This is a genomic window from Microbacterium koreense, from assembly GCF_042677105.1.
GTDB classification, from domain to species: Bacteria; Actinomycetota; Actinomycetes; order Actinomycetales; family Microbacteriaceae; genus Microbacterium; species Microbacterium koreense.
The window spans coordinates 2012418-2025514 of record NZ_JBHTIM010000001.1 but is presented as its reverse complement, the minus strand read 5'-3'; the positions used below and the strand labels follow the sequence as shown (position 1 = coordinate 2025514).

The following is a 13097-nucleotide window of genomic DNA, read 5'->3' as shown; positions in this document are numbered from 1 at the left end:
CCTCAGTGTACCGAGGGCACATACGAGGGGCTGGGGGTTGCCTCCCAGCCCCTCGTGTGTCATGAGCTCAGACGAGTGAGCGCAGCACGTACTGCAGGATTCCACCGTTGCGGTAATAGTCCGCTTCGCCGGGCGTGTCGATCCGCACCACGGCGTCGAACTCGACCGGTTCCTTGCCCTCGGGCGAGAACTCGCTCGGCGTCGCGGTGACGCGCACCGTCTTGGGCGTGACGCCCACATTGAGCTGCTCGAGGCCGGTGATCGACACGATCTCGGTTCCGTCGAGTCCGAGCGAGTCCCAGCTCTCTCCCTCGGGGAACTGGAGTGGAACGACACCCATCCCGATGAGGTTCGACCGGTGGATGCGCTCGAAGCTCTCGGTGATGACCGCCTTGACACCCAGCAGGCTGGTTCCCTTCGCGGCCCAGTCGCGCGAGGAACCCGAACCGTACTCCTTGCCGCCGAACACAACCAACGGCGTGCCCTGCTCCTTGTAGTTCATGCACGCGTCGTAGATGAACGACTGAGGACCGCCCGGCTGGGTGAAGTCGCGGGTGTAGCCACCCTCGACGACGGCACCGTCGTTGACCGCGCTCACAAGCATGTTCTTGAGACGGATGTTGGCGAACGTTCCACGGATCATGACCTCGTGGTTGCCGCGGCGAGAGCCGAACGAGTTGAAGTCCTTCTGGCGCACACCGTGCTCCTCGAGGTACTTCGCGGCCGGGGTTCCGATCTTGATGTTGCCGGCGGGGCTGATGTGGTCGGTGGTCACCGAATCGCCGAGCGTCGCCATCACACGCGCACCCTGGATGTCGGACACCGGGGTGAGCTCCATCGTCATGCCGTCGAAGTACGGAGCCTTGCGCACGTAAGTCGAGTCGGCATCCCACTGGAAGACCGAATCATCGGGCGTCGGAAGGCTCTTCCAGCGCTCATCGCCCTCGAAGACCGTCGCGTACTGCTTGATGAACTGTTCGCGCGAGATCGACGAGTCGATCGTCTCCTGCACCTCATCGGGCGTCGGCCAGATGTCGCGGAGGAACACGTCGTTGCCGTCGGTGTCCTGGCCCAGCGGATCGGACTCGAAGTCGAAGTGCATCGATCCCGCCAGCGCATACGCCACGACGAGCGGGGGCGAGGCGAGATAGTTCATCTTCACGTCGGGGCTGATGCGCCCCTCGAAGTTGCGGTTTCCCGAGAGCACCGCCGTCACCGCGAGGTCGTGCTCGTTGACCGCCGCGGAGACTTCTTCGATCAGCGGCCCCGAGTTGCCGATGCAGATGGTGCATCCATAACCGACGGTGTAGAAGCCGAGTCCCTCCAGCGCCTTGTCCAGACCCGACTTCTCGTAGTAGTCGGTGACGACCTTCGAACCGGGGCCCAGCGTGGTCTTGACCCACGGCTTCTGCTTGAGGCCCTTCGCGAGGGCGTTGCGGGCGAGGAGTCCTGCTGCGAGCATCACCGACGGGTTCGAGGTGTTCGTGCAGGATGTGATCGCCGCAAGCGTCACCGCACCGTTGTCGAGGATGTAGCTGTCGCCGCTCGGCTGGGTCACCTTGACGGGTTTGGATGCTGCCGCGGGCCCGCCGCTGGAGATGTGCACGACGCGGGTGTCCGGGTCTTCGTCGCCGGGTGCGGGGCCGGGGTCGGAGGCCGGGAAGGAATGCTTCGACTCGAGGTCGATGATGTCTTCGGACGTCGTCGCCTGGGCGTAGTTGAGCACATCCTGCTCGAACTGCGACTTCGCCTCGGACAGCAGGATGCGGTCCTGCGGGCGCTTCGGGCCCGCGATCGACGGCACGACCGTGCCGAGGTCGAGCTCGAGGTACTCGCTGTACGTCGGCTCCTCGGCCGGGTCGTGCCAGAGGCTCTGCAACTTGGCGTACTTCTCGACGAGCTCGACGGCCTGTTCGCTACGGCCGGTGAGACGCAGGTAGTCCAGAGTGACGTCGTCGACGGGGAACATCGCCGCCGTCGAGCCGAACTCGGGGCTCATGTTGCCGATCGTGGCGCGGTTCGCCAGCGGCACCGAGGCGACACCTGCCCCGTAGAACTCGACGAACTTGCCGACGACGCCGTGCTTGCGGAGCATGTCGGTGATCGTGAGCACGACGTCGGTAGCGGTGACACCGGCGGGGATCTCACCGGTGAGCTTGAAGCCGACGACGCGCGGGATGAGCATCGAGACCGGCTGTCCGAGCATCGCCGCCTCGGCCTCGATGCCGCCCACACCCCAGCCGAGCACGCCGAGTCCGTTGACCATGGTGGTGTGCGAGTCGGTGCCGACACAGGTGTCGGGGTAGGCCTGCAGAACGCCGCCGTTGGTGCGGTCGTAGATGACCTTCGCGAGGTGCTCGATGTTGACCTGGTGCACGATGCCGGTGCCCGGCGGGACGACCTTGAAGTCGTCGAATGCCGTCTGGCCCCAGCGCAGGAACTGGTAACGCTCACCGTTGCGCTCGTACTCGATCTCGACGTTGCGCTCGAGCGCGTCCTCACGCCCGAAAAGGTCGGCGATCACGGAGTGGTCGATCACCATCTCGGCCGGCGAGAGGGGGTTGATCTTGTTCGGGTCGCCGCCGAGGGCACTGACGGCCTCTCGCATCGTCGCGAGATCGACGATGCAGGGAACCCCGGTGAAGTCCTGCATGACCACACGTGCCGGGGTGAACTGGATCTCGGTGTCGGGTTCGGCCGCGGCGTCCCACGAGCCGAGTGCTTCGATCTGCGCCTTGGTGACGTTCGCCCCGTCTTCGGTGCGCAACAGGTTCTCCAGCAGCACCTTGAGGCTGAAGGGAAGCTTGTCGTAGCCCGGAACGGTGTCGATCCGGAAGATCTCGTAGTCGGTGCTGCCGACCGTCAGGGTGCTCTTGGCACCGAAGCTGTCAACCGTGGACACGTGGGTCTCCTTCGTCGGCGGCGGAGCGCGGCGCACGCACGCGCGCGCGAACCCCATCATTCCCCCGGCGCGGTGCCATGGCTAGTGAGGCGAACCTAACCGCATCCTCACCGTGCCGAGAGCGAAATTTATCTCGATATCAAGATAAATGGTATCACCGGCCGTACGAAGGGTCCCGGTCGGCGCGCGGGTAGAGCGCACGGACGACGAGCCAGGTCACGGCGACGAGAGGTGCGAACAGCGGCAGCCCCATGACGAGCTTCAGCGTGCCGAGCGCCGTCACATTGTCGGCCACGTACAGCGGTACCTGCACGAGCAGCCGCGCGGCGAACAGCCCAGCCCACACGATCGTCAGCCAGAAGAAAACCCGGCGCTTGCGCTTGTCGCGACGCCATGCGGTGCCGTCTCCCATCAGGAAGCCCACGGCGAGCCCGATGATCGGCCATCCGACGAACGCGGATATGAGCAACGCTGAGCCGTACACGACGTTCGTCACGAACCCGGGCACGAAGTTGTTGCTCGCCTCGCCGGTGAACGCCGCGAACGCCGCCGCGACTCCGACGGCGACGAGGCCCCCGACGGCTGCGGCGATCGGCTGGCGGGCGATCAACCGGACGACGGTGAAGATCGCGGCGATGCCGACGGAGAGCACGAGCGAGAGGAGGAGATCTCCGTCGCCGGTCGCCGGATCGATCGTGACCGTGTAGGTGATGACGAAGACGAGTCCGGGCAGGACGGACTCGAAGATGCCCCGCCAGCCGCCCATGGCGCGCCATACGACGTGTCCGGTGCTTTTGCCCTCGGCCGGGTCCAGGCCCGCACGTCGCGCCGCACCGCCGAGTGCCGCTCCGAAGACCTCGGATGCGGACGGCTGCGCAACGTCTCTCGACTCAGGCCCCGAGGCCGCGTCGTCCGGCCGCGGTGAATCGCTCACGCGGTGCCCGGCGTCGCCGGCATTCGCAACGGGATGAGATCGCGCGGCGGCATGGGCGTGTCGCCACGGACGACGACGATCGAGCGGAAGAGGTCCTCGATCTGCGCAGCCGCGGCCGGATCCGAGGCGCCCGAACCGCCGATGACGCCACGCAGGAACCAGCGCGGACCGTCGACGCCCACGAAGCGGGCCAGGCGCTTGCCGGACTGCCCCTCCGGTCCCGCCACGGGGACTTCGGCCAGCAGCTCGGGGCCCAGCGGCCCCTCTCGCTCCTCGACCCGGCCGCCCTGCTGCTTCACCTGCTGGCGAATCTGCTCGCGTGTCTCTTCCCACAGCCCCGTCGACCGCGGCGCCGCGAACGGCTGCACCTGGAGCGTCGATCCGGCGTAGTCAAGGCCCACCGCGACGATCCGCTTGGTCTGCTCCTCGACTTCGAGTCGCAGGTTCAGCCCTTCTCGCGGGAGGACCTTGACACCGCCGAGATCGATGTACGGGCGGACGCGATTGGCCTCGGACTCGTCGAACGGCCCGGAGGTCGCCCGATCTTCGGGGGCGGACTTCTCGCTGCCGGTGGGTGTGGCATCCGTCATGAGCGATCTCCGTTCTGCTGGTAGCCGGTGGAGCCGAAACCGTCTTCGCCGCGCACGCTCTCGGGCAGCTCATCGACGGGAACGAACAGCGCGCGCGTCACCGGCATCACGATGAGTTGGGCGATACGGTCGCCCGCGGTCACCTCGTACGCGCTCGAGGAATCCGTGTTGATCAAGGCGACCTTGATCTCGCCGCGATAGCCCGCGTCGACCGTTCCAGGGGCATTGACGATCGAGATGCCGTGGCGGGCTGCGAGACCCGAACGCGGCACCACGAAGGCCGCGTACCCGTCGGGCAGCGCGATGCGCACGCCCGTGCCGACCAATGCCCGTGCGCCGGGCTCGAGGCGCACCGACTCTGCTGCGACGAGATCGGCGCCGGCGTCACCGGGTTTCGCGTAGGAGGGCGGTGCCGGGGCGATAATGGGGACGTCCACGGTTTCGGTCACTCAATGAGGGTAATGCAGATGGCATCGACGAACACCGCGACGTCTTCGGCCGTCCGCTACCGCGAACGGCTGAGCCCGTCCCTGTGGGTCCTCGCGGCGGCTGCCGTCTGCGGGCCGATGGCGGCGCTCGTCTTCGCGCCGATCGACACGACCCTCGCGTTGATCGCCGGGGCTGCCGTTGCCGTTGCGGTGGTGCTGGCGCTCGTGTTCGGTTCACCCGTCGTGGGCGTCGAACGTGGGATGCTGCGTGCCGGACGTGCCCGAATACCGGTGGACCTCACGGGTGATCCCGTCGAACTGCGCGGGGAGCAGGCGCGTCACGCCCGCGGTTCCGGTCTGGATCCGCGTTCCTGGCACGTGATCCGTGGCGGCATCGACGGTGTCGTGGTGGTTCCGATCCTCGACCCCGACGACCCAGCGCCGGTGTGGGTGATCTCGACGCGCACTCCGGACCGTCTGGCGTCGGCCCTGAAGCGCACGCGCACCTCCGCGCCGTGAACGAAGGCGAACGCGCGAACGCGTTCGCCTTCGGCAGTCGTCAGATCCGGATCAGACGGAGCACTCCGCGCAGATGTACCCCATGGCATCCTCGTGGTGCACCTGCGAACGGTGCTTCACCAAGAAGCAGCTCATGCAGGTGAACTCGTCTTCCTGCGCGGGGAGGACGACGACGTCGAGCTCGATGTCCGAAAGATCGGCGCCCGGCAGTTCGAAGCCCGATGGGTTGTCCGCGTCTTCGACGTCGACCGCCCCGGAGAGCTTGTCGGGAACGCGCTCCTTGAGCGCCTCGATCGACTCGCTGTCGTCCTCGGACTTGCGGGGGGCGTCGTAGTCGGTTGCCATGCGTGCGTGTCTCTACTTCCGGGATTGCTGGGGGTGCCTGTTCCCTATGGGCGGGCCATAGTTTGCACGACGGGTTCGCGTTTCGCAAATGGCGGTCGTCGGGCGGTCGTCGCGCACCCCGTGAAACTGACGGCGCGCGCGGAATATTCCGGCCGATACCGAAGCCGCGTGACACGATGGGCCCAGCAGATCTGGATCGGAGGGCGCCTCGCATGGAGCAGCTCAAAGTCATCGGAACCGAGGACGACGTGATCGTCCTGGCCACCGAGTCGGGCGACCGGTTCGCGCTGCCGCTGGATGAGGCCTTGCGAGCCGAGTTGCGGCGCGCGAAACGCGATCGCGAGCCGGACACGCGCGCGCCGCGGCCGAGTCCGCGCGAAATCCAGACGCACATCCGCGCCGGACTGTCGACCCAAGAGGTGGCGACGTTGCTGGGTGCGCGCATCGAGGATGTCGCGAGGTTCGAGGGCCCCGTGCTCGCCGAGCGTGAGCACATCGTCGGTCAGGCACTCGCGGTGCCGGTCCTGCTCGGCGGCGACTTCGCGGGAGAGGCAAACCCGACGTTCGGCGCGGCGGTGCGGGCGAAGCTCGCCGAGGCGTCGGCCTCAGGCGAGCGGTGGAGCAGTTGGAAGGAACAATCCGGCTGGATCGTGAAGCTCGAATTCACGGCGGGAGAAGTCGACCACGACGCGCGGTGGAGCTTCGACCCCCGTCGAAGCGTCCTTTCGCCGCTGAACAACGACGCGATTCAGCTCTCGCGCCAGGGCTCGTTGCCGGAAGGCCTCATCCCCCGACTGCGCGCGCTGGACACGAATCCCATGAAGGATGACTCGCGTTTCGACAGCGGCGCGTTCGGCCCGCGCAAGGGTGGCGACATCGACGCGCCCGAGGTGCCAGAACCGACGAGCCCGGCGGTCCAGGACGCCGCCATCAAGCGTTCGAGCGACATCCCCGCCACATCGGCCGAGACCGCGGATCTTCTCGAGGCCCTGCGTCGCCGCCGCGGGCAGCGCGAGCCGCTACCGGGCGCCGACGAGGACGATCCGGAGCGGGCACACGCACCCGTCGCATTGTTCGACGCCCTCGAGCCGGGCTACGACGACGCCGACCAGAAGGCCGAAGACGACGTGCCCGACGAACCCGACTCGTCGGCCGCGACCGCGGAAGGCGGTCGCCGAAAGGGACGCACCTCGATGCCGTCGTGGGACGAAATCGTCTTCGGGGCGCGCGGCGACGATTAACGCGCCGGCGCGAACGCGCCGAGGCGAATCAGCGGAACGACGCGCTCCTCAGGCGTGAGTGACCCGTGCTGCCCCACCATCCGTTGGGCAGACTTGTCGGCAACGCGGTCGTCGTAGTACGCAATCCCCGCCCGCGCGGCCACGAGCACGTCGCCGATTCGCGGGAGCACTTCGGCGTCGACGTGCTCCCCGAACAGTCCCGCAGCGACCGCGTCCTCACGGGTCAGAACCCATGAACGGTGCCCTTCGGCATCCATCCACGCCGTGTGCACGCCGGACGCCGCCCCCGGCTCCGTGTACAGGTGCAACATGCGCGGCTCCCCGCCGACCAGGCGAACCCCCTCGACGAGCGGCGAAGCGTCGTCGATCAGCACCTGTCGGTGACGTGGCACGTCGACCATGCCGTGGTCGGCGGTGAGGACGACGCCCGTGCCCGGCGTAGCATGCGAAACGAGGCGTCGCGCGGCGGCATCGACATCCTCCAAGGCGGCGATCCACTCGTCCGACTGCCATCCGCGCCGGTGACCGACCGCATCGAGGTCATTCGCATACACATAGACGAACGAACCGGGATGGGACGCAGCGAGATCGGCCGCCCGCTCGACACGGCGTTGCAGGTCGTCCTCGCCGACGAAGTCCGCCCCGCCCATGGTCGACGCGGTGAAGCCGGTTCGCTCGTACTCCGATTTGGAGACGACGAAGAACGGAACATCGCCGCGAGCGGTCAGACGGGGCGCTCGCTGCCACGTCGCCGGCAGCCCGTCGGTCTCCCACCCGCGAAGCTGATTGGCGATGTGATCGGTGCCGGGCACCCTCGCGCGGTACCCGACGATGCCATGCTGTCCGGCATCCGCCCCTGTGAGCAATCCCGTGAGCGCCGTCGCGGTCGTCGACGGAAACACCGTACGTGCCACGTCCTTCTTGCCACCCGCGGCTGACAGGAAGCGTGCGTGGCCCGCACGCGCAGCGAGATTCGACGCACCGAGCCCATCGACCACGAACAGGACGACGCTCGAAGCTGGGGCGAACCATTCGGATGCTCCCTCGATCGCGGCCAATGTCTGGGGCACGACATCGGTGAGGCTCCGGGCGTGCGGCGGGTCCGCGGGTAGGCTGGCAGGCATCGGGGTCAGTCTCGCATACGTGCGGGAGACCTCCACCCGGACCGCTGCGACCCGAGGTTCTCCGCGCCATGCCCGCCACACGCACCCCCTCCGAGCCGATCGAAGAAGGCCGCATCGAAGACGTCGACGTCTCGACGGAGATGCAGGGCTCGTTCCTCGAGTACGCCTATTCCGTGATCTACTCTCGCGCGTTGCCCGATGCCCGCGACGGCTTGAAACCTGTGCAACGCCGCATCCTGTACCAGATGGCCGATATGGGGTTGCGCCCCGACAGGGGCCACGTCAAGAGCGCGCGGGTCGTCGGCGAGGTGATGGGAAAGCTCCACCCGCACGGCGATGCACCCATCTACGACGCGCTCGTTCGACTTGCCCAGCCCTTCTCGCTGCGTGTCCCGCTCGTGGACGGCCACGGAAACTTCGGCTCGCTCGATGACGGTCCCGCCGCCGCGCGATACACCGAGGCGCGGCTCGCGCCGCCCGCGCTGGCGCTGACGGAGAACCTCGATGAGGACGTCGTCGATTTCATCCCGAACTATGACGGGCAGTTCCAGCAGCCTGCCGTCCTGCCCGCAGCCTTCCCGAACCTGCTCGTGAACGGCACGACCGGCATCGCGGTCGGCATGGCCACGAACATGGCGCCCCACAACCTCATCGAGGTCGTCGGCGCCGCGATCTTCCTCCTGGACAATCCCGACGCCACGGTCGAGCAGCTCATGGAGTTCGTTCCCGGCCCCGATCTGCCCGCCGGCGGGATCATCGTGGGCCTGGACGGGATCAAAGACGCGTACACGACGGGGCGCGGCAGCTTCCGAACCCGCGCGAAGGTCTCGATCGAATCCCTGGGCCCGCGGCGCACCGGCATCGTCGTGACCGAGCTTCCGTACCTCGTCGGCCCCGAACGGATCATCGAGAAGATCAAGGATGCGGTGCAGTCGAAGAAGCTGCAGGGCATTTCGGACGTCAATGATCTGACCGACCGCCACCACGGACTCCGTCTCGTGATCGGAATCAAGACCGGCTTCGACGCGCAGGCGGTGCTCGAGCAGCTCTACCGCTTGACCCCGCTGGAGGACTCGTTCTCCATCAACAGCGTCGCACTGGTCGAGGGACAACCTCAGACTCTGGGGCTCAAGGAGCTGCTGCGGGTCTATCTGGACCACCGCATCAGCGTCATCACACGCCGCAGCCGCTATCGGCTTGATCGCAAGAAGGAACGCCTGCACCTGGTCGAGGGTCTGCTCATCGCGATCCTCGACATCGATGAGGTCATCCAGGTCATCCGTTCGTCTGACGACGGCGAGCAGGCGCGTACCCGACTCCAGGAGGTCTTCGACCTCTCTCAGCTGCAGGCGGAGTACATCCTGGAGCTGCGACTGCGTCGGCTCACGAAGTTCTCGCGCATCGAGCTCGAAGCCGAACGTGACACGCTGAAGTCCGAGATCGCCGCGCTCGAGGAGCTACTGGGCAGCGACGCCCTCGTGCGGGCACAGGTGGCGCGCGAGTTGGATGCGGCCGCCGACACCTACGGCAGCCCGCGACGGACGCTTCTGCTCAACGGCGGGCCGGTGGCGTCGCGATCGCGCGCCAAGGCGAACGCCGCCGACTTGCAGATCGCCGACGCACCCTGCCGGGTCTTTTTGTCGGCCACGGGACGCATGGTGCGGGCCGAACTCGGCGAGGACGGACAGATCGTCGCTCCGACACGGCGGTCGAAACACGATGCGGTGCGTTCGGTCGTCGACACCACCACGCGCGGTGATGTGGGTGCTGTCACGTCCGCCGGACGCCTCGTGCGGTTCTCGCCGGTCGACCTGCCCTCTGTGCCTTCGAACTCCGTGCAGCTCTCGGCCGGGACTCGAGTCGATCAGTATCTGACGCTGGCAGCGGGTGAACACGTCGTCGGCCTGGTGCCGCTCACCGACGAGCCTCCGATCGCGCTGGGCACCGCGCACGGCGTGGTCAAACGCGTTCTCGCCAGCGAGATCGCCGCAAAACCCGAGATCGAGATCATTTCGCTCAAGCCCGGGGATCAGGTCGTCGGGGCTGCCCCCGCTGCGGATGACAGCGAGGTCGTGTTCGTCACATCGGACGCGCAGCTACTGCGGTTCCCGGCAGCGGCCGTCCGCCCGCAGGGACGCGCCGCCGGCGGCATGGCCGGCATCCGCGTCGCGGACGGATCCCAGGTGATCGCGTTCGATGTCGTGGAGGCGGAAGCGACCGGTGTCGAGGTCGTGACGGTCTCGGGGAGCACTGGGGCCCTGGCCGGGACCGACGCCGGCGCGGCGAAGGTGTCGTCTTTCGACGAGTACCCCGCCAAAGGACGTGCGACCGGCGGTGTGCGGGCCCAGAGATTCCTCCGAGGCGAGGACGCTCTCACGCTCGCGTGGGTCGGATCGGACCCGCGGGCAGTGGGGCCGGACGGTGCCGTGCGCGCCCTCCCCGCCGGTGGGGCGCGGCGCGATGGGTCGGGCACGCCACTGGACGGTGTGGTCGGCGCGGTGGGTGCTGCCATCCGTTGACGGACGTCCCGGACCCGGGATCAGGCGTCGATGCGTTCGCGATCCAGACGGGCGCTGGCATCGATGATGAACTCCTTGCGCGGAGCGACCTCGTTGCCCATCAACAGCTCGAACACGGATGCCGCAGCCTCGGCATCCTCCATGCGCACGCGCCGCAACGTTCGTCCGGCACGATCCATCGTCGTCGTGGCGAGCTGATCGGCATCCATCTCACCAAGGCCCTTGTACCGCTGAATGGGCTCCTGCCAACGCTTTCCGGCCTTGCTCAGCTTGGACAGGAGCCCGTGCAGCTCTTTCTCGGAATAGGTGTAGATCACGTCGTTCGGTTTGGAGCCCGGATTCATGACCACGACGCGGTGGAGGGGCGGCACTGCGGCGAAGACGCGCCCGGCTTCGATGAGCGGTCGCATGTATCGGAAGAACAACGTCAACAAGAGGGTACGGATGTGCGCCCCGTCGACGTCGGCATCGCTCATCAGGATGACCTTGCCATAGCGCGCGAGATCGAGATCGAACGAGCGACCGGAACCTGCGCCGATCACCTGGATGATCGCCGCGCACTCGGCATTGCCGAGCATGTCGGCGATAGACGCCTTCTGCACGTTCAGGATCTTGCCGCGGATCGGCAAGAGAGCTTGGTACTCGCTGTTGCGTGCGAGCTTGGCCGTACCCAGCGCCGAATCTCCCTCGACGATGAAAAGTTCGGTGGCGTTCACATCGCTCGTCCGACAGTCGGCCAGCTTCGTCGGAAGAGATGACGACTCCAGCGCATTCTTGCGTCGCTGTGTCTCTTTGTGGGTGCGGGCGGAGATCCGCGCCTTCATCTCCGAGACGACTTTCTCCAGGAGCAGGGCCGTCTGCGACTTGTCATCGCGCTTGGTCGACGAGAACCGCGCGCCGAGCTCGCGATTGACGACATTCGTGACGATCTGGCGCACCGCCGGTGTGCCCAACACCTCTTTGGTCTGCCCTTCGAACTGCGGTTCGGGTAGGCGCACCGTGAGCACCGCGGTGAGACCGGCGAGGATGTCGTCTTTGTCGAGCTTGTCGTTGCCGACCTTGAGGCGGCGTGCGTTCTGCTCGACCTGCGCACGGATCGTCTTCATGAGCCCGGCCTCGAACCCGGCCTGATGGGTGCCCCCCTTGGGCGTGGCGATGATGTTGACGAAGGAGCGCTGCTTCGTCTCGTACCCGGTGCCCCAGCGCAGCGCGATGTCGACATGGCAGGTGCGCTCCACCTCGGTCGGCACCATCGCGCCGGACTCCTGGAGTACCGGCACCGTTTCGGTGAACGTTCCGTCGCCGCTCAGTCGCCAGGTGTCGGTGATGGCCGGATCGGTCGCGAGGTACTCGGCGAATTCCGAGATGCCGCCGTCGTAGCGGAAGCTCGCCTCATTGATCTCGGTATCGTCGCCGGCACGTTCATCGCGGATGACGAGCTCGAGTCCGGGTACGAGGAAGGCGGTCTGGCGTGCACGCTGCTCGAGTTCTTCGAGCGAGAACGCGGCATCTTTCGTGAAGATCTGTTGGTCGGCCCAGTAGCGGATGCGGGTGCCGGTCGCGCCTTTCGGGGCACGTCCGGTGACACGCAGCTCCGAACTCTTCTCGAAGGGTGAGAACGCCGAAGTGGGCTCTGGCCCGGCGAAGACGCCGGGCTCACCCCGGTGGAACGACATCGCATACGTCTTGCCTCCGCGGTCCACCTCGACATCGAGTCGCTCCGACAGTGCGTTGACGACGGATGCGCCCACGCCGTGGAGACCTCCGGACGCCGCGTACGACCCACCGCCGAACTTGCCGCCCGCGTGCAGTTTGGTGAAGACCACCTCGACGCCTGACAGACCCGTACGAGGCTCGACGTCGACGGGGATGCCGCGCGCGCGATCGCGCACTTCGACGCTGCCATCGCGGTGCAGCACGATCTCGATCCGGTCGCCGTAGCCGCCGAGAGCCTCATCGACGGAGTTGTCGATGATCTCCCACAGACAGTGCATGAGCCCGCGGGAGTCCGTCGACCCGATGTACATGCCCGGGCGCTTGCGGACGGCCTCCAAGCCTTCGAGCACTTGTAGGTGGTGGGCGGAGTACTCGGCGGTCACGATCCTCAAGCCTAATCGGCGGGTCGGACACGCCCCGCGAGACACACGGCAACGTGAGGAGGGCGTACGCGGAGAGCGAACTCGCCGAGGAATCAGGCATTCACGCCAGTGGTGCGTGGTTGTATTTCTAGACCTGACGGTCGAACCCACTACCCGAGGAGGCACCGAGATGAACACGCTATCGACCCCCGCCGAGAACACCGCCGTCCTCGAGTACCGCCTGACCGCCATGGATCGCTGCGATTCCTGCGGAGCCCAGGCCTACATCGCCGCCGACGTCAACGGCAGTGAGCTCCTGTTCTGCGCGCACCACGGACGCAAGTACGAGGAGAAGCTGCGCGCCGTAGCGACCTCCTGGCACGACGAGACTGCGCGGCTCGACGAGGCGCGCTGATC

11 protein-coding genes are annotated in these 13097 nt (G+C 67.0%); 4 read left to right on the top strand and 7 right to left on the bottom strand.

The window, feature by feature from the left end:
* Nucleotides 1-67: 67 nt before the first annotated feature.
* From ACFQZV_RS09475 to dut, 4 genes are all read right to left on the bottom strand, one after another.
* Nucleotides 68-2902 (bottom strand): aconitate hydratase, encoded by a 2835-nt coding sequence (locus ACFQZV_RS09475; RefSeq protein WP_378751953.1) that lies wholly within the window; start codon nucleotides 2900-2902, stop codon nucleotides 68-70.
* Between the two features lie 154 nt (nucleotides 2903-3056).
* Nucleotides 3057-3836 carry a DUF3159 domain-containing protein gene (locus ACFQZV_RS09470; RefSeq protein WP_378751951.1) on the bottom strand — a complete coding sequence of 260 codons (780 nt, stop codon included), beginning with the start codon at nucleotides 3834-3836 and terminating at the stop codon, nucleotides 3057-3059.
* Nucleotides 3833-4426: a DUF3710 domain-containing protein gene (locus ACFQZV_RS09465; RefSeq protein ID WP_378751950.1), complete on the bottom strand. Its 594-nt coding sequence runs from the start codon at nucleotides 4424-4426 to the stop codon at nucleotides 3833-3835. Before ACFQZV_RS09465 ends, ACFQZV_RS09470 begins: the two co-directional genes overlap by 4 nt.
* Complete coding sequence (gene dut, locus ACFQZV_RS09460; protein ID WP_378751948.1) at nucleotides 4423-4875, bottom strand: dUTP diphosphatase; 453 nt, start codon at nucleotides 4873-4875, stop codon at nucleotides 4423-4425. The genes ACFQZV_RS09465 and dut overlap by 4 nt, the downstream gene beginning before the upstream one ends.
* Nucleotides 4876-4893: 18 nt before the next feature.
* Here dut and ACFQZV_RS09455 point away from each other — a divergent pair, with 18 nt between their 5' ends.
* Nucleotides 4894-5373 carry a DUF3093 domain-containing protein gene (locus tag ACFQZV_RS09455; RefSeq protein WP_378751946.1) on the top strand — a complete coding sequence of 160 codons (480 nt, stop codon included), beginning with the start codon at nucleotides 4894-4896 and terminating at the stop codon, nucleotides 5371-5373.
* 51 nt (nucleotides 5374-5424) lie between these two features.
* Here ACFQZV_RS09455 and ACFQZV_RS09450 read toward each other — a convergent pair whose 3' ends face one another.
* The gene (locus ACFQZV_RS09450; RefSeq protein ID WP_378751943.1) at nucleotides 5425-5718 is read right to left on the bottom strand and encodes a DUF4193 domain-containing protein; all 294 of its coding nucleotides are present in this window, start codon (nucleotides 5716-5718) and stop codon (nucleotides 5425-5427) included.
* A gap of 212 nt (nucleotides 5719-5930) precedes the next feature.
* On the opposite strand from ACFQZV_RS09450, the gene sepH reads away from it, so the two are divergent.
* Nucleotides 5931-6959, top strand: coding sequence for a septation protein SepH (gene sepH, locus ACFQZV_RS09445; protein WP_378751941.1), 1029 nt, complete (start codon nucleotides 5931-5933; stop codon nucleotides 6957-6959).
* Here the strand turns inward: sepH and ACFQZV_RS09440 are convergent.
* Nucleotides 6956-8083 carry an alkaline phosphatase family protein gene (locus tag ACFQZV_RS09440; RefSeq protein WP_378751939.1) on the bottom strand — a complete coding sequence of 376 codons (1128 nt, stop codon included), beginning with the start codon at nucleotides 8081-8083 and terminating at the stop codon, nucleotides 6956-6958. The two genes, sepH and ACFQZV_RS09440, sit on opposite strands and share 4 nt — an antisense overlap.
* 68 nt (nucleotides 8084-8151) lie before the next feature.
* Here ACFQZV_RS09440 and ACFQZV_RS09435 point away from each other — a divergent pair, with 68 nt between their 5' ends.
* Complete coding sequence (locus ACFQZV_RS09435) at nucleotides 8152-10602, top strand: DNA gyrase/topoisomerase IV subunit A (protein ID WP_378751937.1); 2451 nt, start codon at nucleotides 8152-8154, stop codon at nucleotides 10600-10602.
* A gap of 20 nt (nucleotides 10603-10622) precedes the next feature.
* Here ACFQZV_RS09435 and ACFQZV_RS09430 read toward each other — a convergent pair whose 3' ends face one another.
* Nucleotides 10623-12701 carry a DNA gyrase/topoisomerase IV subunit B gene (locus ACFQZV_RS09430; RefSeq protein ID WP_378751935.1) on the bottom strand — a complete coding sequence of 693 codons (2079 nt, stop codon included), beginning with the start codon at nucleotides 12699-12701 and terminating at the stop codon, nucleotides 10623-10625.
* Nucleotides 12702-12870: 169 nt separating this feature from the next.
* Here ACFQZV_RS09430 and ACFQZV_RS09425 point away from each other — a divergent pair, with 169 nt between their 5' ends.
* Nucleotides 12871-13095 carry a DUF7455 domain-containing protein gene (locus ACFQZV_RS09425; RefSeq protein ID WP_378751933.1) on the top strand — a complete coding sequence of 75 codons (225 nt, stop codon included), beginning with the start codon at nucleotides 12871-12873 and terminating at the stop codon, nucleotides 13093-13095.
* Nucleotides 13096-13097 lie beyond the last annotated feature (2 nt).

Excerpts from the sequence above, each read along its gene's own strand:
- ACFQZV_RS09465 (WP_378751950.1), bottom strand. The coding sequence starts at position 4,426 with ATGACGGATGCCACACCCACCGGCAGCGAGAAGTCCGCCCCCGAAGAT.
- sepH (WP_378751941.1), top strand. The coding sequence starts at position 5,931 with ATGGAGCAGCTCAAAGTCATCGGAACCGAGGACGACGTGATCGTCCTG.
- ACFQZV_RS09450 (WP_378751943.1), bottom strand. The coding sequence starts at position 5,718 with ATGGCAACCGACTACGACGCCCCCCGCAAGTCCGAGGACGACAGCGAG.
- ACFQZV_RS09440 (WP_378751939.1), bottom strand. The coding sequence starts at position 8,083 with ATGCCTGCCAGCCTACCCGCGGACCCGCCGCACGCCCGGAGCCTCACC.
- ACFQZV_RS09425 (WP_378751933.1), top strand. The coding sequence starts at position 12,871 with ATGAACACGCTATCGACCCCCGCCGAGAACACCGCCGTCCTCGAGTAC.
- ACFQZV_RS09435 (WP_378751937.1), top strand. The coding sequence starts at position 8,152 with ATGCCCGCCACACGCACCCCCTCCGAGCCGATCGAAGAAGGCCGCATC.
- ACFQZV_RS09455 (WP_378751946.1), top strand. The coding sequence starts at position 4,894 with ATGGCATCGACGAACACCGCGACGTCTTCGGCCGTCCGCTACCGCGAA.